Annotated in this window: 19 protein-coding genes; 6 read left to right on the top strand and 13 right to left on the bottom strand. The window is 34.9% G+C overall.

Features of this window, described 5'->3' with window-relative positions:
* Positions 1-3: 3 nt before the first annotated feature.
* Positions 4-528, bottom strand: a complete 525-nt coding sequence (gene rimM, locus A4F88_RS21580) for a ribosome maturation factor RimM (protein ID WP_068844835.1) — start codon at positions 526-528, stop codon at positions 4-6.
* A gap of 15 nt (positions 529-543) precedes the next feature.
* The gene (locus tag A4F88_RS21575; RefSeq protein ID WP_068844834.1) at positions 544-1,101 is read right to left on the bottom strand and encodes a 30S ribosomal protein S16; all 558 of its coding nucleotides are present in this window, start codon (positions 1,099-1,101) and stop codon (positions 544-546) included.
* A 200-nt stretch (positions 1,102-1,301) separates the two neighbouring features.
* Between A4F88_RS21575 and A4F88_RS21570 the strand changes: the two genes are divergently transcribed.
* A complete protein-coding gene (locus tag A4F88_RS21570; RefSeq protein WP_068844833.1) occupies positions 1,302-1,781 on the top strand; it encodes a DUF6252 domain-containing protein in 480 nt (159 codons plus the stop codon).
* A gap of 141 nt (positions 1,782-1,922) precedes the next feature.
* Positions 1,923-2,273 carry an RNA recognition motif domain-containing protein gene (locus A4F88_RS21565; protein WP_068844832.1) on the top strand — a complete coding sequence of 117 codons (351 nt, stop codon included), beginning with the start codon at positions 1,923-1,925 and terminating at the stop codon, positions 2,271-2,273.
* 129 nt (positions 2,274-2,402) lie between these two features.
* Here A4F88_RS21565 and leuB read toward each other — a convergent pair whose 3' ends face one another.
* The 6 genes from leuB to A4F88_RS21535 all read right to left on the bottom strand — a co-directional run bounded on the left by leuB (position 2,403) and on the right by A4F88_RS21535 (position 9,722).
* Positions 2,403-3,464, bottom strand: coding sequence for a 3-isopropylmalate dehydrogenase (gene leuB, locus A4F88_RS21560; RefSeq protein WP_068844831.1), 1,062 nt, complete (start codon positions 3,462-3,464; stop codon positions 2,403-2,405).
* Positions 3,465-3,587: 123 nt separating this feature from the next.
* A complete protein-coding gene (locus A4F88_RS21555) occupies positions 3,588-5,108 on the bottom strand; it encodes an alpha-isopropylmalate synthase regulatory domain-containing protein (protein WP_068844830.1) in 1,521 nt (506 codons plus the stop codon).
* 129 nt (positions 5,109-5,237) lie between these two features.
* Positions 5,238-5,834: a 3-isopropylmalate dehydratase small subunit gene (gene leuD, locus A4F88_RS21550; protein ID WP_068844829.1), complete on the bottom strand. Its 597-nt coding sequence runs from the start codon at positions 5,832-5,834 to the stop codon at positions 5,238-5,240.
* A 170-nt stretch (positions 5,835-6,004) separates the two neighbouring features.
* Positions 6,005-7,399 carry a 3-isopropylmalate dehydratase large subunit gene (leuC, locus tag A4F88_RS21545; RefSeq protein WP_068844828.1) on the bottom strand — a complete coding sequence of 465 codons (1,395 nt, stop codon included), beginning with the start codon at positions 7,397-7,399 and terminating at the stop codon, positions 6,005-6,007.
* A gap of 528 nt (positions 7,400-7,927) precedes the next feature.
* Positions 7,928-8,845 carry a helix-turn-helix domain-containing protein gene (locus A4F88_RS21540; protein WP_068844827.1) on the bottom strand — a complete coding sequence of 306 codons (918 nt, stop codon included), beginning with the start codon at positions 8,843-8,845 and terminating at the stop codon, positions 7,928-7,930.
* Between the two features lie 73 nt (positions 8,846-8,918).
* Positions 8,919-9,722, bottom strand: coding sequence for an SDR family oxidoreductase (locus A4F88_RS21535; protein WP_068844826.1), 804 nt, complete (start codon positions 9,720-9,722; stop codon positions 8,919-8,921).
* Between the two features lie 329 nt (positions 9,723-10,051).
* Here A4F88_RS21535 and dnaE point away from each other — a divergent pair, with 329 nt between their 5' ends.
* Together dnaE and A4F88_RS21525 are read left to right on the top strand one after the other, a co-directional pair.
* Entirely contained in the window at positions 10,052-14,590 is a 4,539-nt protein-coding gene (gene dnaE / locus A4F88_RS21530) for a DNA polymerase III subunit alpha (protein WP_068844825.1), read from the top strand.
* Positions 14,591-14,768: 178 nt separating this feature from the next.
* Positions 14,769-15,737 (top strand): outer membrane beta-barrel protein, encoded by a 969-nt coding sequence (locus tag A4F88_RS21525; protein WP_068844824.1) that lies wholly within the window; start codon positions 14,769-14,771, stop codon positions 15,735-15,737.
* A gap of 84 nt (positions 15,738-15,821) precedes the next feature.
* On the opposite strand, the gene A4F88_RS21520 is transcribed toward A4F88_RS21525, so the two are convergent.
* From A4F88_RS21520 to A4F88_RS21505, 4 genes are all read right to left on the bottom strand, one after another.
* Positions 15,822-16,814, bottom strand: coding sequence for a Gfo/Idh/MocA family protein (locus tag A4F88_RS21520; protein WP_068844823.1), 993 nt, complete (start codon positions 16,812-16,814; stop codon positions 15,822-15,824).
* Between the two features lie 228 nt (positions 16,815-17,042).
* Positions 17,043-19,151 (bottom strand): prolyl oligopeptidase family serine peptidase, encoded by a 2,109-nt coding sequence (locus A4F88_RS21515; RefSeq protein WP_068844822.1) that lies wholly within the window; start codon positions 19,149-19,151, stop codon positions 17,043-17,045.
* A 143-nt stretch (positions 19,152-19,294) separates the two neighbouring features.
* Positions 19,295-21,505, bottom strand: coding sequence for a TonB-dependent receptor (locus A4F88_RS21510; protein ID WP_068844821.1), 2,211 nt, complete (start codon positions 21,503-21,505; stop codon positions 19,295-19,297).
* A 157-nt stretch (positions 21,506-21,662) separates the two neighbouring features.
* The gene (locus A4F88_RS21505) at positions 21,663-22,016 is read right to left on the bottom strand and encodes a hypothetical protein (RefSeq protein WP_068844820.1); all 354 of its coding nucleotides are present in this window, start codon (positions 22,014-22,016) and stop codon (positions 21,663-21,665) included.
* A gap of 221 nt (positions 22,017-22,237) precedes the next feature.
* Here A4F88_RS21505 and A4F88_RS21500 point away from each other — a divergent pair, with 221 nt between their 5' ends.
* The gene (locus tag A4F88_RS21500) at positions 22,238-22,942 is read left to right on the top strand and encodes a porin family protein (protein ID WP_068844892.1); all 705 of its coding nucleotides are present in this window, start codon (positions 22,238-22,240) and stop codon (positions 22,940-22,942) included.
* On the opposite strand, the gene A4F88_RS21495 is transcribed toward A4F88_RS21500, so the two are convergent.
* Entirely contained in the window at positions 22,937-23,542 is a 606-nt protein-coding gene (locus A4F88_RS21495; RefSeq protein WP_068844819.1) for a hypothetical protein, read from the bottom strand. The genes A4F88_RS21500 and A4F88_RS21495 overlap by 6 nt on opposite strands.
* Before the next feature lie 177 nt (positions 23,543-23,719).
* On the opposite strand from A4F88_RS21495, the gene A4F88_RS21490 reads away from it, so the two are divergent.
* Complete coding sequence (locus A4F88_RS21490) at positions 23,720-26,191, top strand: bifunctional UDP-N-acetylmuramoyl-tripeptide:D-alanyl-D-alanine ligase/alanine racemase (RefSeq protein WP_068844818.1); 2,472 nt, start codon at positions 23,720-23,722, stop codon at positions 26,189-26,191.
* Positions 26,192-26,248 lie beyond the last annotated feature (57 nt).

The raw sequence follows: 26,248 nt of genomic DNA, 5'->3' as shown, positions 1-26,248 counted from the left end.
AAATTAAAGATACATCTCTACCAATCCTTCAGGAAGGTTCATGATTACTTTTTTGTTTTCACGATCGATTTTTACCAGAAAATGGTCTATCATTGGAATTAAGATTTCTACGTCACCATTCAAAACTTCAAACAGAGGCTGAGCCGTAGAATCATTAATAGAAGCTATCTTTCCGAAAACGCCTAAACGTTGGTCTTCAATTTCGAAACCAATTACTTCGTGAAAATAGAATTTGTTACCGGAAAGTTTTGGTAACATGGTTAAAGGAAGGTAAATGGCATTGCCAATTAAAGCATCTGCTTCTTCTTCTGTATTTACATCTTCAAAACGAACTCTGAGAAAATCGTTTTTGTGTAAAGAACTTGTTTCAATAAAAAAAGGAACCAGGTGTTTGTTGCATTCAACAAACACTGATTCCAGATTTTCGTATAACTCAGGTTCGTCTGTGTCTAAATAAGCCAGAACTTCACCTTTGAAACTAAATTTTTTAGCGATTTTACCTAAATAAAAACAATCTTCTTTACGCATTACCGCTAATTAAAATTATGCCTCAGTTGTTTCGTTATTTTCTTCAGCAGCAGGAGCTTCTTCAGTAGATTCTACTTCAGCAACTTCTTCAACTGCATTTGCAGCAGCGATAGCATCAGCTTCAGCCTGAGCTGCAGCAGCTAAACGTTTAGCATTAACTTCTTGTTCTGCTTTCAAAGCTTTAGCTTTAACATCAGCTTGCGCTTTTGATAAACCGTCTTTTTTAGCATCAACTTTTCCAGCTTTAGCCTCTAACCAAGCAGCTAATTTTGCATCTGCCTGCTCTTGAGTTAAAGCTCCTTTACGGATACCTCCATCAAGGTGGTGTTTTAATAAAGCACCTTTGTAAGAAAGGATAGCTCTTGCAGTATCAGTTGGTTGTGCACCATTGTGTAACCATTTAACTGCGCTGTCAAGGTTTAACTCAACAGTTGCTGGGTTAGTGTTTGGATTGTAAGTACCGATTTTCTCTAAGTATTTACCATCTCTTTTTGAGCGTGCATCTGCAGCTACAACCCAGTAAAAAGGTTTTCCTTTTTTACCGTGTCTTTGTAATCTAATTTTTACTGACATAATCTTATTGATTAAATTTTGAGGTACTCGACCTCTGTTAATTAAGGGCGCAAAGATATAATTTTTTTATGAATTAACTGTTTTAAACTTTATTAAATATATCAGGAGTAATTACAGGCTGTTTTTTTATTGTTTTTTAGCTGTTATTTTTTCAGTTGTTTGTGTTAAATGAGATACTTTTGCTTAAAAAGCATTAGTTTATGAGAAAATACTATTATTTATTATTGACCGTTTTTTTATTTATATCTTGTACAGAAGATGTAAAATTTAATACACCTGCTTTTCAGGGGTTAAAAGATAATGTCTTTTGGAGAGCTAAAGCTTACTCGGCATATACAAAAAACGGATCTTTTGTTATTAGAGGTTTGTTAGAAACAGATGGTGTAAACCTTCGGGTACCTTATCCGGTGCCCGGGACTTATATTTTGGGTATTGACGATACAACAACTGCCTCCTATTCAAATGTTTTTTTGGATGAAACGCCTCAATTTACAACAGGTACGAATAAGGGGAGTGGACAAATTGTTATAACAGAATATAATGCTCAAAATCAGACTATTTCAGGAACGTTTAAGTTTTACGCAGTAAACGTTGATGAAAAAAATATTGAAAAACCAGGTATGAGTTTTACAGAAGGTGTTTTCTATAAAATCCCAATTACCCCAAATTTATATAACTAAATTTTAAGTTTTTAATTTACAATTGGTTGGTTTTATTGTTTTCTGTTTTTTTAAATCTAAATAAAAACATAAATAAACTAATATATAGTAGATTACAGAAAAATAAGACTACATTTGCTACATTATTATAAATAAGTACATATGAACATTTTTGTTGGAAGCCTTCCATTCAGTATTGAGGAAGCAGATTTAAGAGAGTCTTTCGAGGCTTACGGAGCAGTAGATTCAGTTAAAATCATCACTGATAAATTTACTGGAAGAAGCAAAGGTTTTGGTTTCGTAGAGATGCCAAACGATGCGGAAGCTCAAAAAGCAATTGATGAATTGAACGGAGCTACTGTTCAAGGTCGTGCAATTGTAGTTAATAAATCTGAACCAAAACCTGAAGGTGAAAGAAGAAGCTTCAATAACAACCGTGGAGGTGATTCTCGCGGAGGTTACGGAAACAACCGTGGTGGAAATGACCGTGGTGGTAACAGAGGAGGATATTAATATTTTTTTCTAAATATATAAAAGGGATCAACGAAAGTTGATCCCTTTTTTTGTTTGTAAAATTTTGTTTCAGGTTTTTATTTGTTTCAGGTTTCAGGTTGGGAAACTTGAAACCTGAAACAAAATAAACTATAAATTCGCTACAAGCCAGTCTCCAACTTCGCTTGTTTTGTAAGCTTTTGATCCTTTAGCTGCCAAATCTTCTGTAACAACTCCTTGTTCTAGAGATTTGTTAACAACAGCTCTAATGGCTTCAGCTTCGTCTTTTAAGCTAAAAGCATCTTCGAACATCATGGCTGCAGATAAAATAGTTGCCAATGGATTTGCAATGTTTAATCCAGTTGCCTGAGGATAAGATCCGTGGATTGGTTCGTATAATGATGTATGCTCTCCAACAGAAGCAGAAGGCATTAATCCCATTGAACCTGAAATTACAGAAGCCTCATCTGTTAAAATATCTCCAAATAAATTTTCTGTGATTAATACATCATAAGAGTTTGGCCATTGAACCAAACGCATGGCAACGGCATCAACAAATTCATAAGAAACCGTAACTTCCGGATAATCTTTTTCCATAGCCTGAACTGTTTCTCTCCATAAACGAGAAGTTTCCAAAACGTTTGCTTTGTCAACACAGCATAATTTTTTGCTACGTGTCATCGCTAATTCAAAACCTTTTTTAGCTAAACGCTGCACTTCGGCTCTTGTGTAAACGCAATTGTCGAATGCAGTTTCTCCATCGTCTTTTCTTCCTTTTTCACCAAAGTAAATTCCACCAGTTAATTCTCTTAAGAAAACTAAATCTGTTCCTTCGATTCTTTCTCTTTTTAAAGGAGAATTATCAATTAAAGAAGGAAAAGTAAATGTTGGGCGTACGTTAGCAAACAATCCTAATTTTTTACGCATCAACAATAATCCTTGCTCCGGGCGAACAGGTGCACTAGGATCGTTATCATATTTTGGGTGTCCAATTGCTCCAAATAAAACAGCATCGGCTTTCATACAAACTTCGTGCGTTTCATCTGGGTAAGGAACTCCAACTGCGTCAATTGCGCAAGCTCCGGTCAAAGCTGGAGTCCAGGTTATTTCATGATTAAATTTTTTTGCAATAGCATCAGATACTTTTACAGCTTCATTTATTACTTCTGGTCCGATTCCGTCTCCGGCTAAAAGGGCTATGTTTAATTTCATTCTATATGTGTTATTAAGGTTCAAAGGTTCAGAGGTTCAGAGGTTCAAAGGTCCAGAGGTGTTGGGATGAAAACTTTTTTTTAGCCTTTGTCCCTTTGTTCCTCTGAACCTTTGTCCCTTATATTAAGCAATTACATTCAACATTTTTTGTGTTGCAATAATCGCTGCAACAGTTTGATCAGAATCTAATCCGCGGGTTTTGAATTCTTTTCCGTTGTTGACCCATGTAATAATGGTTTCACACAAGGCGTCAGAACTACTTCCCGGCGGGATCCTAACTGCGTAATCGATCAGTTTTGGAAGCGTTAATTTTTTGCTTTTGTAAATCTTGGATAAAGCATTCATAAAAGCATCAAACTGACCGTCGCCTTGCGCATTTTCTTCGATAATTTCATCACCAAATTTTAAACACAAAGTCGTTGACGGACGCATTCCTTTTGAGTGTACCAATATATAGGACTCGATTTTTATTTTTTCTTCGTAAGTATGACTGTCCAAAACATCCGAAATAATGTACGGAAGGTCTTCCTTAGTTACGGTTTCTTTTTTATCACCCAGTTCGATAATTCTTTGGGTGACCAATTTCAGATCTTCCTGATTTAGTTTTAAGCCTAATTCCTGAAGATTTTTTTCGATATTGGCTTTTCCTGAAGTTTTTCCTAAAGCATATTTTCGTTTTCTTCCAAAGCGTTCCGGAAGCAAATCATTAAAATATAAATTGTTTTTGTTGTCACCGTCGGCATGAATTCCTGCGGTTTGTGTAAAAACATTATCACCCACGATTGGTTTGTTGGCAGGTATTCTATAGCCGGTAAACGTTTCAACTAATTTACTTACAGTGTATAAAGAAGTTTCTTTGATGTTGATGCTTACTTCTGGCAGATAGTCATTTATTACAGCAACAGTACTTTCGAGCGGTGCATTTCCGGCACGTTCTCCCATTCCGTTTACCGTTACGTGAAGTCCGTTGATTCCGGCTTTTATGGCTTCCATAACATTAGCAATACTTAAATCGTAATCGTTATGCGCATGAAAATCAAAATGAATGTTTGGATATTTAGCTCTGATTTTTGAAATAAATTCAAAAGTCAAAGACGGAATTAAAACACCTAGAGTATCCGGAAGTAAAATTCGTTTAATAGGTTGAGTGGATAGGAAATCCAGAAACTGAAAAACATAGTCAGGAGAATTTCGCATTCCGTTGCTCCAGTCTTCCAGATAAACATTGGTTTCAATATTGTTATCTTTTGCTAATGTAATGATTTGGGCAATTTCAGAAAAATGCTGTTCCGGAGTTTTTTTTAACTGATGCGTTAAATGGTTCATTGAGCCTTTAGTCAGCAAATTTTGTACTTTGGCGCCGGCTTTTTTCATCCATTCAATCGAAACACCTCCATCAACAAACGAAAGTACTTCAATTCGGTTAATATATCCTCTTTCTTCAGCCCATGAAGTAATACCTTTTACGGCCTGAAATTCTCCTTCGCTCACACGAGCTGAGGCAATTTCGATTCTATCAATATTTAATTCTTCCAGCAATAATTGGGCAATGGTTAGTTTTTCTGCAGCAGAAAAAGATACTCCTGAGGTTTGTTCACCATCACGGAGCGTTGTATCCATTATTTCAATTTTTCTTTTTTCCATTTCAAATATGATATCACTTTAAAATACTGTTTGAATATTGAATTAGACAGTTTTTAAAAATTATAAAGCAGTTACCAGAGTCAACCTTTAAAGCCGAGCCTGAGTAACTGCATTTTTGTTGGTTGTTTGTTAGTAAGGAAGCTTATCTGCGAAAGCTTTAATATCTTCTTTAATATTTTGTAAATAATCAATGTCATCAAAGCCATTAATCATATTGTTCTTTTTATATCCGTTAATAGCAAACGATTCTTGTTGTCCGGTTGACAATAAAGTAATGGTTTGGTTTGGTAAATTGATCTCCAATTCTGTTTTAGGATCAGCTTCGATAGCTTTGAAAATAGTTTCAGCAAATTCAGGGCTAACCTGAACAGGTAAAACACCAATATTTAAACAGTTTCCTTTAAAGATATCTGCAAAGAAACTAGAAACTACAGCTCTAAAACCGTAATCGTAAACTGCCCACGCAGCGTGTTCTCTTGAAGATCCAGAACCAAAGTTTTTTCCACCCACAAGGATTTTTCCGCTGTAAGTCGGATTGTTTAAAACGAAATCAGCTTTTGGGGTATCATCACCATTATATCTCCAGTCTCTAAAAAGGTTGTCTCCAAAACCTTCACGTTTTGTAGCTTTTAAGAAACGAGCCGGAATGATCTGATCTGTGTCGACGTTTTCAATTGGCAGTGGCACTGCACTGCTGGTAAGTATATTAAATTTATCGTATGCCATTTTGATTTTTGATTTTAGATTAACGATTTCTGATTTTAGATTTGTTATTGCATCTTAAAATTGTAATCGTTACTGTTTTTTGTAAAATGTAAATTGAAATTTTAGAAGATTTTTTAATGAAGTGTATCGAAATCTGAAATCAAAAATCGTTAATCTTCATTCCTAAATCTTTAAAAAAGCTCTCTTGGGTCTGTTAGTTTTCCTGTCACAGCAGCAGCAGCAGCCATAATTGGACTTGCTAATAAAGTTCTTGAACCAGGACCCTGACGACCTTCAAAGTTTCGGTTTGAAGTACTTACAGCATATTTTCCTGCAGGAACTTTATCATCGTTCATAGCTAAACATGCAGAACAACCCGGCTGGCGTAATACAAAACCAGCTTCGGTTAAGATATCTAATAAACCTTCTTCTTTAATTTGAGCTTCAACAACATGAGAACCCGGAACTAACCAAGCGGTAACATTATCTGCTTTTTTTCTACCTTTTACAATTTCGGTAAAAGCTCTAAAATCTTCAATACGTCCGTTTGTACAACTTCCTAGGAAAACGTAATCAATTTGTTTTCCAATCATAACGTCGTCTTCTTCAAAGCCCATGTAAGCTAAAGATTTTTTGTAAGTCTCCTCACCACCTTCAACTTCTTTTGCAGACGGAATATGTTTTGAGATACCAATTCCCATTCCAGGATTAGTACCATAAGTAATCATTGGTTCGATGTCCTCAGCTTTGATGTTTAACTCAGCATCAAATACAGCATCAGCATCCGTTTTTAGTGTTTTCCAGTATTCAACAGCTTTTGTCCAGGCTTCTCCTTTTGGTGCGTATAGTCTTCCTTCAAGGAAATCGAAAGTAGTTTGGTCAGGAGCAATCATTCCGCCACGCGCACCCATTTCGATACTTAAATTACAAACCGTCATACGACCTTCCATTGTCATATTTTCGAAAACATCACCAGCATATTCAACAAAATAACCTGTTCCTCCAGAAGTGGTTAACTGAGCAATAATATAAAGGGCAACGTCTTTTGGACCAACACCTTTGCTTAACTGACCATTTACGTTAATACGCATTTTCTTTGGTTTAGGCTGCATAATACATTGAGTAGAAAGCACCATCTCCACTTCAGAAGTTCCGATACCAAAAGCAATAGCTCCAAAAGCACCGTGAGTAGATGTATGCGAATCTCCACATACAATAGTAGCACCTGGCAAAGTAATTCCGTTTTCAGGACCTACTACGTGTACAATACCATTTTTTTGATGACCTAATCCCCAGTGCGAAATTCCGTATTCGTTGGCATTGTCTTCAAGAGCTTTAAGCTGATTGGCTGATAAAGCATCCTGAACTGGTAAATGTTGGTTTATAGTTGGGGTATTGTGATCTGCAGTTGCAAAAGTACGTTCAGGATATAATACCGAAACACCTCTTGACTTTAATCCTAAAAAAGCAACAGGACTCGTAACTTCATGAATGAAATGACGGTCAATAAAAAACACATCTGGTCCATCTTCAATTTTACGCACTACATGTGAATCCCATACTTTGTCAAATAATGTCTTACTCATTTTTTATTTTTTTTAATTGTAATTTCTATAACTACAGCAATTTCCTGTTCATTATAATAGCAAAACAAAAGTAAAAAAAGATACAAAGGCGTCAATTTCGATATTTCATTATATACGATACCCAAACTAAAATACAAATTGCTAAACGGCATTTATGAATTAAAATTTGACAGAAAAAAGAATTAGAAACTACTTTTGTTTTTCTTTTTATACTTTAATTTTTATTCGTTGTTTTTTATTTTAATAGTTTGCAAATTTATTTCAAAATCACTACAGAATGCGCTGTTTTGTTTGAAAAAATGTAACAAATTGAATTAAAATAGTAATAATTGTTAGTTTTGATTTCTTTTGAAAAAAGATGCTTTTTTAGTTTTTGAAAGCTTTTAAATGCATTTTTTGACCGTTATTTAGATTCAATAAACAGTCTGAATACTACGACATCCAAGAAGTGTATTTTTATGAAATTTTATCTGTTTTGAGATAAAAACAGAGTTGAAGACGAAAATGATTTAAGTATAATTGTAAGGTCTAGTTCAGGGAATTTTTAAACTCTAAAGGAGTCAGATGTGTTTTCTTTTTGAAAAGTTTACTAAACGACTGAGGATATTCAAAACCCAATTGATATGCGATTTCTGCTACCGAAAGATTGGTAGTAATCAGGAAGTCCTTTGATTTTTCAATTAGTTTTGAATGAATGTGCTGCTGTGCATTTTGTCCCGTTAAATTGCGGAGCATGTCACTTAAATAATGAGTTGAAACGTTAATTTGTGAAGCAAGAAAATCTACTGTAGGTAATCCTCTTTTTAGCGTTTCGGCATTATTGAAATAATCATTCAGAGTATTTTCTACTTTAAGTAATAAATCATTGTTGATCGTTTTTCGGGTAATGAACTGACGTTTGTAAAAACGGTTACTATAATTTAACAAAACATCAATATAAGAAACAATTACATCCTGACTCATTTCATCAATGGCAGTATGAAGTTCATTGTTAATACTGTTTAAAAGTCCTGTAATAGTTGTTTTTTCGCTGTCAGAAAGATGTAGGGCTTCATTGGTATCATAAGAAAAGAAACCGTATTTTTTGATGTTTTTACCTAGCGGATAATTTCGAATAAAATCCGGATGAAAAAGCAGGGTGTAGCCGCCATATTCTACTCCTTCTTCATCAGTAATAATCAATTGATTGGGAGAAGCAAACATTAAACCGCCTTCGTTAAAGTCATAATAACCCTGACCGTAACCCATTTTTCCGTTAGCAGAAAATTTATAGGATATTTTATAAAAGTCAAGCAGAATAGCAGTGTTTGTTAAATCGGGATTAATAACAACCTGAGTATTATCAACCAGGCTTATCATAGGATGAAGAGGCTTTGGCAGTTTTAATAAGCTATGAAATTGCGAGATAGAGGAAATCCTTTCCGGATTATTGTTTTTCTTTTCCATGACATAAAGTTATAAAAAATTGAAAAACTGATACCGCACAGATTATCAAAACCTGAACGGTATCAGTAATAAATTAGGCTCCCAAAAATTGTTTACCAAAAGCAGCGCGAAAAACTTCATCTCCTAGTTCCAGTCTTTGTTGGTAAATAGCTTTGGCATCTTCTCCGGCTACATATCTCAGTTTGATTTCTCCGTCAGTAGCGGCTTCGTAAACTACATCGGCAATTTGTTCCGGAGTCGATCCCATTTGAGACATTACTGCTACATTTTCAAAAATTTTGTCTGTCATTTCCTGATATTCAGGTTTTACTCCGGTATCAAGAGAACCGTGCAGAAATTCTGTTTTGATACCACCCGGAGAAACTGTTTTAATATTGATCCCAAACGGATTTAATTCATAAGCCATACTTTCGCTCCAGCCTTCCAGTCCCCATTTTGTTGCGTGATAAACAGATCCTAAAGGAAAAGAAAGTAAACCGCCAATAGAAGTCGTTGAGATAAATAAACCACTTTTTCTTTCTCTGAAATACGGAATAAAAGCATTAGTAACACGAATAACTCCCAGTAAATTGGTATTAAGCTGCTTAGTGATCTGGTCGTCATTAAAGCTTTCCAGAGGGCCAATTAAGCCATAACCGGCGTTATTAAAAACAACATCAATATCGCTTAGTTCAAGCGCTTTTTTTACTGTGTTTTGTATTTGGTCGTAGTTAGTAACATCTAATGGTAAAAGCGTTACATTTTCTAAATTAGAAAGTTCAGTTTCTTTTTCCGGAGTTCTCATTGTCGCGATTACATTCCATCCTTTTGCCTGAAATAATTTTGCCGCAGCTTTTCCTAATCCTGAAGAAGCGCCTGTAATAAAAATAGTTTTCATAATAATTTGTTTTAAATTGATAAGGCAAAGTTCAGGACAGAGTGATGTTTAAAAGTGTTCATTTTGGTGTAATGAGTATCCAAAATGAATAATCGAATTTTTTAGCATTAACGAATCGAATTTTTATCATTTTTATTGGTTTTTAACAGTTTGTAATAATGATTTTGATTAATGCTTTTTGTTTCATTCTTTATTTCTTGAAGCCAAAAAAAAGCGTAAATTTGAACTTCCTCCATAATTCATAAAGCGGTTTTTTATATTCCATATAATCAGGTGTTTATATTGGAAAAACGTATGGTTTGGAGCTTTAATTTTTGCTATTTAAACTTATGTATTTAATATTCGATACCGAAACAACCGGATTACCAAAACGATGGGATGCCCCGATAACCGATTCTGATAACTGGCCCCGCTGTATTCAGATTGCATGGCAGCTTCATGATGAAATGGGACAGCTTGTAGAGCATCAGGATTACCTTGTAAAACCGGAAGGATTTAATATTCCGTATGATGCTGAGCGTATTCACGGAATCTCGACTGAATTGGCAGAAGCCGACGGAATCTCGCTAGCCGAAGTTTTGGAAAAATTCAATATTGCATTAAGTAAAACCAAATTTATTGTAGGTCAGAATTTAGGTTTCGACGTTAATATTATGGGAGCCGAATTTCATAGAATGGGAGTAGATTCCCCTATGAGTTCAATGCCGGTTTTAGATACTTGTACTGAAGTTACTGCTTCATTATTACAGCTTCCTGGAGGTCGTGGAGGAAAATTCAAACTTCCAACCCTGACCGAATTACACAGTTATCTTTTCGATCAGCCTTTCGCAGAGGCGCACAACGCAACTGCCGACGTTGAGGCAACTACGCGTTGTTTTCTTGAATTGGTTAGAAGAGAAGTTTTTACAAAAGAAGAATTAGACGTTCCTAAGGAATATTTCAAAGAATTTCAGGATAGAAATCCACAGGAATTTAAACTGATTGGTTTAAAGCACATCAATTTAAAAGCGGCTTCTGATAAAATCAGAGAACAGCTTAAAGCTTTAGCTGGAGAAGATACGCAAAATGTCGTTTCAGAAGAAGATAAAGCGGATTTCAAAGCAGCGAAATTTGCGCATTTGCACAATCACACACAGTTTTCGGTACTTCAATCTACTATCGGAATTGGAAATATTGTTGCGGCTGCTGCCAAAAACGGAATGCCGGCGGTTGCCATGACCGATACCGGAAACATGATGGGGGCTTTTCACTTTGTGAGCGCCGTTATGAACCATAACAAAGCGGCATCCGGAAAAAACAAAGCTTTAGTTGAAGCGGGTGAAGAACCAACAGAAACTGAGGTAAAACCAATTGTGGGTTGTGAGTTTAATATTTGTGAAAATCATTTAGACAAAAGCAAAAAAGACAACGGTTATCAGGTTGTTTTAATGGCTAAAAACAAAGCAGGATATCATAATCTGGCCAAAATGGCTTCGATTGCCTATACTGACGGTTTTTATTATGTTCCGAGGATTGACAAGAATATTGTTGAAAAATACAAAGAAGATATCATGGTTTTGTCAGGGAATTTATACGGAGAAATTCCAAGTAAAATCCTGAATATTGGTGAAAACCAGGCCGAAGAAGCTTTGATTTGGTGGGCAGCACAATTTGGTGATGATTTCTATTTAGAAGTTATGCGTCACAATCAGGAAGATGAAAATCGTGTAAATAAAACCCTGATTGAGTTTTCGAAAAAACACAACGTCAAATTAATTGCAACCAATAATACCTATTATCTAAATAAAGAAGATGCCAATGCGCACGATATTTTACTTTGTGTAAAAGACGGTGAAAAGCAGGCAACACCTATTGGACGTGGACGTGGTTATCGCTACGGACTTCCAAATCAGGAATATTATTTCAAGTCGCAAGACGAGATGAAAAAGCTCTTTGCTGATTTGCCCGAAGCGATTATCAACATTCAGGAAATTATAGATAAGGTCGAAGGATATTCATTGTATCGTGATGTATTGCTTCCGAAGTTTGATATTCCAGATGAGTTTGTTGATCCTGAAGATGAGAAAGACAATGGTGTTCGTGGTGAAAATGCTTATTTGCGAGATCTTACAATGAGAGGAGCTCAAAGAAGATATGGCGAAATTACCGAATCAATTCAGGAACGTCTGGATTTTGAATTGTTAACGATTTCGAATTCAGGATATCCGGGTTACTTTTTGATTGTACAGGATTTCATTGCCGAAGCAAGAAAAATGGATGTGTCGGTAGGTCCCGGTCGTGGATCTGCAGCGGGTTCAGCCGTTGCGTATTGTCTCGGAATTACCAATATTGACCCCATTAAATACGACTTACTTTTTGAGCGTTTCCTAAATCCTGACCGTGTATCGATGCCCGATATTGATATCGACTTTGATGACGAGGGTCGTGGACGTGTAATGGATTATGTAATCAATAAATATGGTCAAAAGCAGGTAGCACAAATTATCACTTATGGTAAAATGGCAACTAAATCAGCGATTCGTGATACAGCTCGTGTATTGGATTTACCATTATTCGAGGCTGACAGAATTGCGAAACTGATTCCGGGAATGATGCCGTCAAAATGGAATTTGGCGCGTTTTATTTCTGAAAGCGAAGAAGAAGTTAAAAAAGCCCTTCGTTCTGATGAATTTGATAATGTAAAAGAGTTAATCGCGATTGCCAATGAAGATGATTTGGCAGGAGAAACCATTCAGCAGGCAAAAATTCTGGAAGGATCGATGCGTAATACGGGAATTCACGCCTGCGGGGTTATCATTACGCCGTCGGATATTACGAATTATGTTCCCGTTACCACCGCAAAAGATTCGGATCTATATGTAACACAGTTTGATAACTCGGTTGCAGAAAGTGCCGGATTGTTGAAAATGGACTTCTTGGGTCTAAAGACCCTTACGCTGATAAAAGATACCGTAAAACTGGTAAAATACAGAGTTGGAATTGATCTGGATCCCGACACTTTTCCGATTGATGATGAAGAAACGTATGCGCTTTTCCAGAGAGGAGAAACAGTTGGTATTTTCCAATACGAGTCACCCGGGATGCAGAAATACATGAAAGACCTTAAGCCAACGGTTTTTGGAGATTTAATTGCGATGAACGCCCTGTATCGTCCGGGGCCTTTAGAGTATATTCCGTCTTTCGTTCGAAGAAAAAATGGTGACGAAGAAATCAAATACGACTTAGATGCCTGTGCTGAATATTTGTCTGAAACCTACGGAATTACCGTTTACCAGGAGCAGGTAATGCTTTTGTCGCAGTCTCTGGCAGACTTTACAAAAGGTGAAGCCGACGTATTGCGTAAAGCGATGGGTAAGAAACAAAAGGATGTACTGGATAAAATGAAACCTAAATTTGTCGAACAGGCGGCAAAAAAAGGTCATGATGCCAAGATTCTGGAGAAAATCTGGAAAGACTGGGAGGCCTTTGCGAGTTACGCCTTCAACAAATCGCACTCGACTTGTTATGCGTGGATTGCCTACCAGACTGCTTATTTAAAAGCGCATTATCCTGCGGAATATATGGCAGCGGTACTTTCGAATAACATGAACGATATTAAGCAGGTTTCCTTTTTTATGGAAGAATGTAAACGTATGGGCTTAGAAGTTTTAGGTCCAGATGTAAATGAATCGTACTATAAATTTACCGTAAATGATAATTATGCGGTTCGTTTTGGAATGGGTGCTATTAAAGGTGTTGGTTCCGGTGCGGTAGAAACTATTGTAGAAAACAGAAAAGACGGAAGATACAAATCCATATTTGATTTGGCGAAGCGAATTGATTTGCGTGCTGCCAACAAAAAAGCAATTGAAAACCTTGCATTAGCAGGAGGTTTTGATTCGTTTGAAGGAACAACCAGAGCGCAGTATTTTCATGATGATGGTGATGGAATTACCTTTTATGAGAAAGCAATGCGTTACGGATCGAAATTTCAGGAAAATGAAAATTCATCACAGGTAAGTTTGTTTGGAGAAGCAAGCGAAGTACAAATTGCAGAGCCGGTTGTGCCTCCGTGTGAAGACTGGAGCACAATGGAAAAACTGGCAAAAGAAAAAGAGGTTGTTGGAATTTATATCTCAGGACATCCGCTGGATGATTTTAGGTTTGAGATGAAATACTTTTGTAATGCCCGTTTAGAAGCATTAAAAAGTATGAATGAATATGTAGGTAAAAATCTAAACTTTGCCGGAATCATTAATAATGTACAACATCGTGTAGCCAAAAACGGAAAAGGCTGGGCTGTGTTTAATCTGGAAGGATATGATGAAAGTTATGAGTTCAAGATTTTTGGAGAAGAGTATCTTAAGTTTCGCCATTTCCTGATTCAAAACAATTTTGCTTATTTGAAAATATTAATAAAGGATGGTTGGGTAAATCATGACACAGGAAAAAAATCTGATCCAAGAATGCAGTTTGTTGAAATTAGACAATTGCAGGATATTCTGGAAGCCTTTGCTAAAAAATTGATTTTATTATTGAATATAAAAGATCTACAGGCTGAATTTATACATAAATTAAGTCATTTGTTTAATGAGAATAAAGGAGAGAATTCTGTGACTTTTGAAGTCATGGAATTAGAGAAAATTAAACGCCTGGTTGAGGTTGAAACCCCTGCTGATTTTGAAGAAACAGATGATGCTGTTTTTGTAGAAGAGAACGAAAACGAAGATGCTGCAATTGAGGAAACTAAAATTCAGGAAGTAAATGAGGTAGAAGAGATAAAAGTAGTGACCAGGTTAACGATGCCAAGTCGTAGGCTAAAAGTAAGAATTTCCACCGAGCTATTGATAGAATTAGAGAAAATGCAGGTAAATTTTAAGCTGAATTAAATTTTAACAGTTAAAATTTAAGAGTATGCATTTTTTTAGTGTTAAAATTATGCATGCATAATAGTTTTTTAGTAATTTAGATTAAAATTACAACGATTTCGTTCCAAAGTCTAACATTGCAAATTATAAGATTATGTTAAAATAATCTATGTTTGTAGAAATTAATTAAATCAAAATTATGAAAAAGAACCTATTTTTACTAGGATTATTAGTTTGTTCTATGGCTACAATGGCACAAACAGAAAAAGCGGATAAACCAGAAAGTTGGTATTTTAAGTTGGGTGGATCTTATTTTAATCAAACTGCTTCTACAGAATTTCCTGAAGTAGGAGGACAAGCACCAAACAGAGATGTTTATGCTGGTACATTAGCAAATAACAAATTGGTATCCAGAGAAAGTGTAACAGGTTCTTTTGGACAAGGTTTTAGAAGTGGAATTACAGCGGGTTACCGTTTTTCTGCACGTTTAGGAGTTGAGATGGCTGCAAACTATTATATCAGTAACAGCAAAACTATGGCTCAGACTACTAACAGACTTATTTCATACAATCCTGCTGCTAGCCCTGCTGCGACATATGTAAGTTTTACTGCTGAAGGACAAATTAAAGCTTTCGATTTAGCACCATCTCTTGTAATGTTTTTAGGAGAAGCTCACGGTTTTGAACCATATACTAAAGTTGGGGTTATTGTACCAATTCACGGTACTTTAGATATTAAGACTGATAGACAGTACACAACGTTTGTAGGGGCTAATCAGGTGGCTGCAACAGATGCTTATTCAAAAGATGTTGTAAAACCTAATGCTACAATTGGTTTTATGGCAGCTATTGGTACTTCTTATAAATTAGGAAAACATATTTCTGCTTTTGCTGAATTAGAGTACCGTAACTTTACTGTACATGGAAAAACAAAAGAAACTACTGAATATACTGAAAACGGAGTAGACAAATTAAATACTTCAACTTCATTCAGAGCAGCTTCATATTCTGCTAATCATACTAATTACCACAGCAAAATCGATTCAAACTCAAATAACAGCTTAACAAATCCTACTGGTTTTGATAATACAAAAGCAACAGACGATTTAAGTTCTTATGTTGGTATTTCTGGTATTGGTTTGACTTTAGGTATCAAATACAGTCTATAGTTTTATAGCAGTTTTTAGTTTTTTAAAAAAGAGGAGATTCAGTATGGATCTCCTCTTTTTTTATCTTTTAAAATAAAATGTTCTCTATTTCGAATTCCTAAACTCCTTCAAAACTTCGTCAATAACCCAGGTTGTTCTGGCGGCTGATGTTCCTTTTGACGGAGAAAAACCTTCTTTACCTAAAAGCTCTTCAACAACTGTTTCGATAAAAGGTTGTTGAATATGAAGCGGATTTTCAATTGTTATGCTTTCTTTTTCTCCATTTGAATACTGAATATGAATGGGATCATTTCCAAAAGTAGAAAAAGAAATTTTCCCTTTATCGCCTACAATGTCTGTATTGTCGTAACGTTCAAAACTGGCAAAATTCCATAAACCTGTTCCATGAATTCCATTTTCGAATAAAAAAGACATTGAAACCGAGTCTTCGGCCGGATATGCTTTAAGCTGCGAAGTTGCATGTCCGCGAACAGATTTTATCGGACCTAAAACGAAATCAAGAAAATCTAAAGTATGACAAGCCAAATCAACAAAAATTCCGCCACCGGAAATATGAGGTAAAACGGTCCAAGGTAAATTGATTTCGTCATCGTAGCGTTCTTCAAACGGATGATATAAAACACAATTTACATGTCTTACCGTTCCAATTTTATTTTGATCGATTAGTTTCTTTATCTTTAAAAAACGAGGTAGACTCCTTCTGTAATAAGCAACAAACAATGGTACAGTATGTTCTTTACAAGCGCTTATCATTTCGTTGCATTCTTCAAAAGTCAGAGCCATAGGTTTTTCAACATAAACCGGTTTTCCGGCTTTGGCGCATAAAATAGTATATTCTTTATGAGATGATGGCGGCGTAGCAATATAAACAGCATCAACTTCGGGATCATTGATTAAATCAACAGCGTTAGAATACCATTTAGGGACATTATGGCGTTTGGCATAATCTTCTGCAAGGGCAGCATCTCTTCGCATAACAGCTACTAAAGCTGAATTTGGTGTTTTCTGAAAAGCCGGACCACTCTTAACTTCGGTTACATTTCCACAGCCTATAATTCCCCATTTTATAATTCTCATGGTTTAAGTTTTAAGTTCCTCAAATTTAAAAGAAAATTTGCCACGAATTCACGAATTATTTTTTCACGCAGATTTAAAATGATTTAAGCAGATGCACACAGATTCTTATTGATTAAATCAGCTTAGATCTGTCTAAATCTGCAAAATCTGCGTGAAACATAAAAAATAAAGCCACAAATTCACAAAATTAATTCGTGAATTCGTGGCTAAAAAAAATTAGTTTAAAGATTACTTCTTAGGTAAAGCTTTAAAGCCCATATTGTAAAGCGTGAATGCCTGAATGTCTACATTTTCCTGAATAGTTGCAGCAACAGATTTTCCTGCTCCGTGTCCTGCTTTTACATCAATTCGAATTAAAACCGGATTATTTCCTGTTTGTTTTTCCTGTAGTTCAGCAGCAAATTTAAAACTATGTGCAGGAACTACACGGTCATCATGATCTCCTGTTGTAACCATAGTTGCAGGGTATTGAACTCCTGTTTTAACATTTTGAACCGGAGAATATCCTTTAAGGTATTCGAACATTTCTTTACTGTCCTGAGCTGTTCCGTAATCGTAAGCCCAACCAGCACCGGCAGTAAAAGTATGGTAACGTAACATATCCATTACACCAACAGCCGGCAATGCCACTTTCATTAAATCCGGACGTTGCGTCATTGTTGCTCCAACTAATAAACCTCCGTTTGAACCTCCGCGTATAGCTAAGAAATCTGATGAAGTATATTTTTGGGCAATTAAGTATTCACCTGCAGCAATAAAGTCATTAAATACATTTTGCTTTTGCAATTTAGTTCCGGCATCATGCCATTTTTTACCATATTCACCACCGCCTCTTAAATTAGCAACAGCATAAACACCACCATTTTCTAACCATACAGCATTAGCAATACTGAAACTTGGAGTTAAACTAATGTTGAATCCACCATAACCGTAAAGAATTGTTGGGTTTTTACCGTCTAGCTTTAATCCTTTTTTATACGTGATAATCATTGGAATTTTTGTTCCGTCTTTTGAAGTATAGAAAACTTGTTTAGACTCGTAATCTTCACTCTTAAAATCAACTTTTGGTTTTTGATATATTTCAGATTTACCAGATTTTGGTTCAAATGAATAAATAGTTCCCGGCGTTGTATAGTTTGTAAAACTGTAGTATAGTGTTTTTTCTTGTTTTTTTCCTCCAAATCCACCTGCAGTTCCTACAGCAGGAAGTTTAATTTCACGGATTAACTTTCCGCTATAATCATATTGTTGTACAAACGAAACGGCATCTTTAGTGTAATTAGCAAAGAAAAATCCACCACCGGTTGAAGGCGAAAGAATGTTTTGGGTTTCTTTGATAAAATCTTTCCAGTTTTCAGGTTTTGGATTGCTTACATCAACAGTAACCACACGTTTGTTTGGTGCGTTTAAATCAGTTTCGATAAACAATTTTGTCCCTTCATTCTCAATAACCTGATTGTCGCTGTTAAAGTTGTTTACAATTGTAACAATCGGACTGTTTGGTTTGGTTAAATCTTTAATGTATAACTCATTTCCATAAGTAGAATTTGATGCCGAGATTACTAAATAATGGCTGTCTTCGGTAACATATCCGCCAACGTATCTGCGTTTTTCATCTGCACCAAAAATAACTTTATCGTCTTTTTGAGAAGTTCCCAGTTTATGGAAATACAATTTGTGCTGATCTGTTTTTGCAGATAATTCGCTTCCTTTTGGCTTATCATAACTAGAGTAATAAAACCCTTCGTTTCCATGCCATGAAATACCGCTAAATTTTACATCAACTAAGGTGTCTTCCAGAACTTTTTTAGATAATGCATCAATAATAATCACTTTTCTCCAATCGCTTCCACCTTCAGAAATAGAGTAAGCAGCTTTGTTTCCGTCTTTAGAGAAATCTAAACCTCCAAGAGAAGTTGTTCCGTCTTTAGAGAATGTGTTTGGGTCTAAGAAAACTTCTTCCTTACCATCTTGTCCTTTTCTGTAAATAACAGACTGATTCTGAAGACCGTTGTTTTTTGAGTAATAAGTAAATTTTCCTTCCACAAATGGAGCGCTGATTTTTTCATAGTTCCATAATTTTTCCATGCGTTTTTTAAGTTCATCACGGAACGGAATCTTATCTAAATAGCCATAAGTAACTTCGTTTTGAGCTTTTACCCAGGCACCGGTTTCGGCTGATTTGTCGTCTTCAAGCCAACGATAAGGATCACTAACTTTTGTGTCAAAATAGACGTCAACAGTTTCGCCTTTTTTGGTTTGTGGATATTGAATTTTATTTTGTGCAAACGAAATTCCTGCAGTTGTAAGTGCCATTAGAAGAAATGTTTTTTTCATAGTTTTTGTTTAACGGTTGTAACAAAAATAGCATTTTTTGTTGTGAAATAATAACGATAAAAAGTTAAACCATATAAGACATACGGGCTCATTTAGTTAAGGTTTAACCAATTTAATTATATGTCGTATATGGTTTAAAAATGTTACAGATTGAAGTTAACTCCCAAAACAATATTTCGTCCAATGTTTGGTATACCGTCAGTTTTCAATCTTGAAAGGTGTGCAATATATTTTTTATCGAATAAGTTATTTCCGTTCAGGTTAACATCAAAAGCATGTTTACCTAATTTTACCGTTCCGCCAAACCCTAAGTTTACTAGTGTATATCCTTTTGATGCCGTTTCGAAACCGCTTACATTATCCTGACTAAAAGTCGAAGATACATTTAAAGAAGCATATCCTTCTTCGAACCAGTTTTTGATTTTAAATTCAGTTCTTAAAGTATTGTTCCAGTTGTTGGCAGGAATTAAAGGCAAATAATCGTTGTTTTGTTTTTTACCGGTTACCGTTTCAAAACTCGTTTCAAAATGCAACCAGTCTAATGGATGAGGGTGAAAGTGTAAACCAACTTCACCACCATACAATTTTGCATTGTCCTGAATATAAGCAAAAACATCGTTATCATCACGAACTTCTCCCGTTGGCGAAGTGAAAATATAGTTGTTTACGTGATTGTAAAATCCGTTAATGAAAAATTCGAAATGTGTGTTTTTATATTCTAAATTCAAATCCGTCTGAACGTTTTGTTCTGTTTTCAAATCAGCATTTCCAATTTCATATCGGTTTGTTCCTTCGTGAACCCCGTTTGAAGTTAACTCAGCTAAATTTGGAGCTCTGAATCCAGTAGCAACATTCAGTCGAAGTGTTAACGGTTCAGCCAGTTTTGTTTTATATCCTAAAGAAGCATTAAAACTGTCAAAAGATCTGTCTAAAGGCAGAAAGTAACCTTCTTCGCCTTCAGTTCCATGCGCGGTAGAGGTAATGTTTCGGTTGTCAAAACGTAATCCGGCCTGTACAACACTATTGTCCCATTCGTAATTTGCAGTTCCAAAAACACCAAAATCTTTTGTAGTGGCATCCGGAATTAAGTATTCTTCTCCGGAATTTTTGTTTGTTTGATACATTCCCTGTACACCAATAATAGTCTCGATTTTTCCAAATTTCGGAAAATGGTATTTCGCATTGTAATTAAAAGTGTTCAGTTTCATATGAAGTGACGCCTCGTTACTGTCTTCAAATTCACTTCTGTCATTCGCGATATAACCTAAATCAACATCTAATTTCGAATTTTGAAAAAAGATAACGTTGTTTAAACTCAATAAATGATTGAAAATTCCTTGTCTCGGGAACTCCGTGTTTTTGCTTGTAGATTGTTCAGCGATTCCATTATCCGGCATTCCAAGATCAAGTTTGTTATAGTTGTATCTTAAAACACTGGAAAAACTAGAGTTACTGTATCCAATTCCGGTTTTAAAATCGGTTTCGTTATAACGCGTGTTTGTTACACGATCGCCGTTATCACCAATTTTATAATCAGAATGTGTGTTAAAACTTCCGCGAACTAAAAATTTCCAGTTATCAGTAGATGTTTTTAATCCAATAGAAGAATTGCTTCCTTGTGTATTCGTGAAATATTTTTGACTAAAATTAGCTTTAAACGTATTCGCATCGGCAAATTTTTCAGGATTAAAGTATAAAACGCCACCCAAAGCATCAGAACCATATAATAAAGATGCCGGTCCTTTGATGACTTCGACACTTTCGATTCCGGCATCATTTAAACCTAAGCCATGTTCGTCTCCAAATTGTTGATTTTCGATACGAACACCTTGAGAATAAACCAAAACACGATTTCCGCTTAATCCTCGAATTACAGGTTTCCCGATAGAAGTTCCGGTAGAAATCTGAGAAACTCCCGGAATTGTAGCCAAACCTTCAATTAAAGTTGAAGTCCCTTTTTGCTGTAAGGTTTTGATACTTTCATGTTCGACTTTCATTACGTTTTGCGATTGCAATTTGTTGAAAGGAGTTGAAACCACTACTTCATCCATTTCAAAAACAGATTCGGTAAGAATAATGTCTACAGTGTTTTCTTTTAATAATTTAGCAATTGATTTACTTTGGGTGGTAAATCCAACAAAAGTAAAAGTCAGACGAAAACTTCCGTTTGGAAGATTTTTAAATTCATATTTTCCGTTTGCGTCAGTAGTTGTTCCTCTGTGTAACTCTGGTGCATAAACAGACACATTAGATAAAGGTTTGTTTTCAAGATTTGTTACTGTTCCTGAAACTGAATTTTGAGCTGAAAGAAAGCCCGTAAACCCTAATATAAGGGCTATTATTAATTTTTTCATTTGAAAATGATGCTATAGTTAATTGATTTTGTCTTTTAAAGCAAAACGAAAAACAATAGTAAAATTTGCCGATCCTGATAGTTTCAGGATGGGGAAATTCCCTAATTTTTTTGAATTAGATTAAAAGATTTTAAATTTATTTCGGTTATTTCGAAACTTAAGAAACTATAACTGCAGGAGGTCCACGTAGTAAATACGGACTTTCTGAAAATGAAAATACCTTTTCTGAAAGAGAGAAAAAATAAGGAATTTCGTTGTTGAAAATAGGAAACTGAAAAGCAAACTGATCCGGAACAATATAACTTCCAAAAGCAAAATGACATACATAACACAAGTCATAATTATGGTGCTGATGCGTTATTTCGCCATTTGGATCATTATAATCGTGATGGCATTGTTTTTCTGAAAGCTGCTTTACAATATGCTCATAACTGTGTATAGACTGAAACAGTATCGAGAACAATACTGTAACGGCCAAAGAAACACTTAATATGAGCTGTTTTCTTTTCATTTTGCACAAAGGTATAAAAGATCAAAGTAAAATGGATTCATTTTTTTAATTCTGTTGTTTATTTGTTGAAAAAAGTGCAACAAATGATTTTATTCTTAATCAAAAAGAGAATTATTGCAATCTAATTGAATCCTGAACTGGCATTATATTATATTTGTAAGTAAAATAAATCTACTCTAAAAAACGTTTACTTGAAAAACTCTTTAAAACCAAAATACGATATGCGATTACTTTTTAGTTGTTTGTTTTTAGTATCGTTTTTCAGTTCTTTTGCGCAAGATGTCAAACCTGAAATAAAACCTATTGTTAAAATAGATTCTTTATATCGTGAAGATCAGTTTTATTTTTCGGTTACCTACAATCTTTTGCTGGATGGACCTACAGGTTTAAAACAAAATAAATTCTCGGCAGGGCTTTCAGGAGGATTCCTGCGTGATATGCCAATCAATAAAAAAAGAACTATTGCTATTGCAGCAGGTTTAGGATTGAGTTACCAGAATTTTTATCAAAATCTGACCATTTCAAAAGATGGAGATGGCAAACAAATTTATGGGGTAAACAGTTATGGAGAGTTTGTTTCTAATCGCTATAAACAATATTCAGTCGATCTTCCAATCGAATTCAGATGGAGAAACTCTACTTATGAAAGTTACAGATTTTGGCGAATTTACAGTGGAGTAAAACTAAGTTATGTTTTCTCAGATAAATCCATTTTAAAAGATGGAGAAACAACGTATAAAATCTCCAACAATAAAGATGTCAATCAGTTTCAGTACGGAGTTTATGTTTCTGCGGGTTACAATACCTGGAACGTTTACTGTTATTATGGTCTAAACGGATTGTTTGATAAATCTGTTCAGACGATTTCTGGCGAGAATGTAAAAATGAAAGCAATGAATATTGGTTTGATCTTTTACATCCTATAACCACAAAAATAAAAAGAGTACCTGCGGTAAAACACCAATCAATAAGCCAATCAATATTTCTTTTGGTGTATGGGCTTCCATTTCTAAACGCGATGAAGCCACAACTCCCGTCATTAAAATTAAAAAAGCAGCCCAGTAAGGATTTTGCAATTGAAGATGCATGTTCAGTCCAATAGCAAAAATGGTAAATCCGCTTATAGCCAGCATATGTAAACTTGCCTTAATTTTAAACAAAGAACATATTAAAGCCAAAATTGTACTAAACAAAGCACCAAGAAAAAAGAAATGTAGCTCTGGATATCGTGCAATTACAATACTTCGTTTTACCAGTAAAATATACAAAAAACATTGTAAAACAAGAGGAATTCTGCGTTGGGAAGTTTCAGGTAACATCACAGATTTTACATTTCCTGTTGAACGAAGTAACAGGAAAAACAATATAGGAACTAAAATCGTAATGATTAGAATCTGAAATAAAACATAATATTTTTCCTGATTGCTAAAAGCATCATTTTTACAAAAAAGATAGAATAAAGTAGCATACATCGAGATAAAAATCGGATGTAGAATATAGGAGAATAAAGGGAGGATTTTTTTCAAAACGTTATATTTAATGCTGTATAAACAAATATAATCAAATAATGTTTTTTGCCTCCAATTACGCAAATTTTAATCAATTATTTTGGGGAGATCCCAAATCTTCAGACTAAATAATTAGTGAAATTTTGTGAAATTAGTGGCAAACCTTTTTTTAAATTTGACAAAAAGAAATTCTAAATGAGCATAAATTTAAAAAGCCTTATCCCGGTTCTTGATGCCGAATGGACAGGTTCTGATACTGATGTTTTTGTTGATCATATTTCGATTGACAGCCGTTCATTACAAAACGGATCAAAAACCTTGTTTATTGCCTTGTCAGGTGTCAACAATGATGCTCATTTGTACATTCCTGAGCTTATTGAAAAAGGAGTTCAGAATTTCGTAGTGCAATATATTCCTGAAAATGCTAAGGATAAAGCCAATTTTTTGCTGGTTAAAAATAGTTTAAATGCATTACAGCAATTTGCGGCCTATTATAGAAGTTTATTCAATTTCCCTATTATCGGATTGACCGGAAGTAACGGTAAAACGATAGTAAAAGAATGGCTGAATTTCTTGTTGAGCCCAGATTATAATATCATCCGAAGCCCTAAAAGTTATAACTCTCAGGTTGGAGTTCCGTTGTCTGTAATTGCCATTAATGAAAAGCATAATTTGGGAATTTTTGAAGCCGGAATTTCTACCATAAACGAAATGGTGAAACTTGAAAAAATCATTAAACCCGGCATTGGCGTTTTGACCAATATTGGTTCTGCACATGATGAAGGATTTGAGAATCTAAAGCAGAAAATCAATGAAAAGCTGCTACTGTTTAAAGAATCAACAGTTATCATTTATCAGAAGAATAAAGTTGTAGAAGAATGCTTGGATTTGTTTTGTATTGAAAATCCATTAAAAGACAGAAAGCTTTTTTCATGGAGCTTCACTGATTCAACGGCAAATGTTTTTATTCTGAAAAAAGAAAACAAAGGCGAGATAACGAAAATTCAATATCAATACAAAAATGATACTTTCAATTTAGAGATACCGTTTAGCGATTCGGCTTCTATAGAAAATGCTATTTCCTGTTTATTGGTTTTGCTTTATTTCAAATACGATTCAGAAACCATTCAAAATAGAGTTCAAAATCTGTATCCGGTACAAATGCGTCTGGAGGTTAAAAATGGAATTAACAATTGCAGTATTATTGATGACAGTTACAGTTCAGATTTCGAATCGCTTAAAATCGCTTTGGATTTTCTGGAAAGCCAGCAAAAGAAAAATGCTTCTAAAACCATTATTTTATCGGATATTGTTCAAAGCGGTTTTTCTAACGAAGAGTTATATTCTAAAGTTGCACAGTTAATTTCAGACAATAAAATAAATCGTGTTATAGGCATTGGGGCAACTATTTCTTCTTTTGCAGCTAAATTTTCAAATTGTATTACATTTCAAAATACAGCCGAATTTATTTCACAAATCGAAAGCTTAAATTTTAGTAATGAAACCATATTGATAAAAGGCGCAAGATCATTTCAGTTTGAAGAAATCGTGTCGTTGCTTGAAGAAAAAACGCATGAAACAGTTCTGGAAATCAATTTGGATTCTATAAGTCACAATTTGAATTATTATAAATCGAAATTGGCAGATAGAGTAAAAATCATGGTAATGGTTAAAGCCTTTGGTTACGGAAACGGAGGTTTGGAAATTGCAAAATTGCTCGAACATCTTAAAGTAGATTATTTGGGAGTGGCTTTCGCCGATGAAGGAATTCTGTTAAAAAATGGCGGAATAAAACTGCCTATCATGGTTTTAAATCCGGAATCGACAAGTTTTCCATCAATCATTCAATACAATTTAGAACCTGAGATTTATAGTGTAAAAGGATTAAAAGCTTTCCTGAAAATTGCACAGGAAAAGCATTTGAAAGATTTTCCAATTCATATTAAATTAGATACCGGAATGCACCGTTTGGGGTTTGAAGAAAATACTCTCGACGAATTAATTCAGACGCTAAAAGGAAACGCTACAGTAAAAGTAAAAAGTGTATTATCGCATCTTGCCACAAGTGACGAAGTAAAACATTTTGATTTTGTTAATTTACAAATCAATTTATTCGACAAGCTGTCATCGAGATTAATTTCAGAATTAAATATTAACCCAATTCGTCATATTTTGAATACTTCCGGAATTAGTAATTTTCCGGATGCACAATACAATATGGTTCGTTTGGGGATTGGTTTGTATGGCGTTTCAAACGATCCTGCTGAGCAGAAATATCTGGAAAACGTTGGAACTTTAAAATCGATTATTTCTCAGGTTCGCACCATTCCTGGCGGAGACAGTGTGGGATATGGTCGTCGTTTTATGGCTGAGAAAGAAACAAGAATTGCCACAATCCCAATTGGTTATGCTGATGGAATTTCCCGATTATGGGGGAATGAGGTTGGATATGTTACCATTAAAAACCAAAAAGCATTTATTTTAGGCAGTGTTTGTATGGATATGCTAATGGTAGACGTAAGTAATATTGATTGTAAAGAAGGAGATTCTGTAGTTATTTTTGGAGAAAGTCCAACCGTTATCGAAATGGCAGCAGCACTTAAAACAATTCCGTATGAGATCATGACCAGTATCTCGCAACGAGTAAAACGGGTGTTTTTTAGATAATTTTAACAAACTTTAAAGAAAATTACGTATTTTCGGTATCAGATATTAATAATAAAA

Origin of the sequence: Flavobacterium chilense (assembly GCF_001602525.1) — a bacterium.
GTDB classification, from domain to species: domain Bacteria; phylum Bacteroidota; class Bacteroidia; order Flavobacteriales; family Flavobacteriaceae; genus Flavobacterium; species Flavobacterium chilense.
This window is presented reverse-complemented; position numbering and strand designations above follow the sequence as displayed.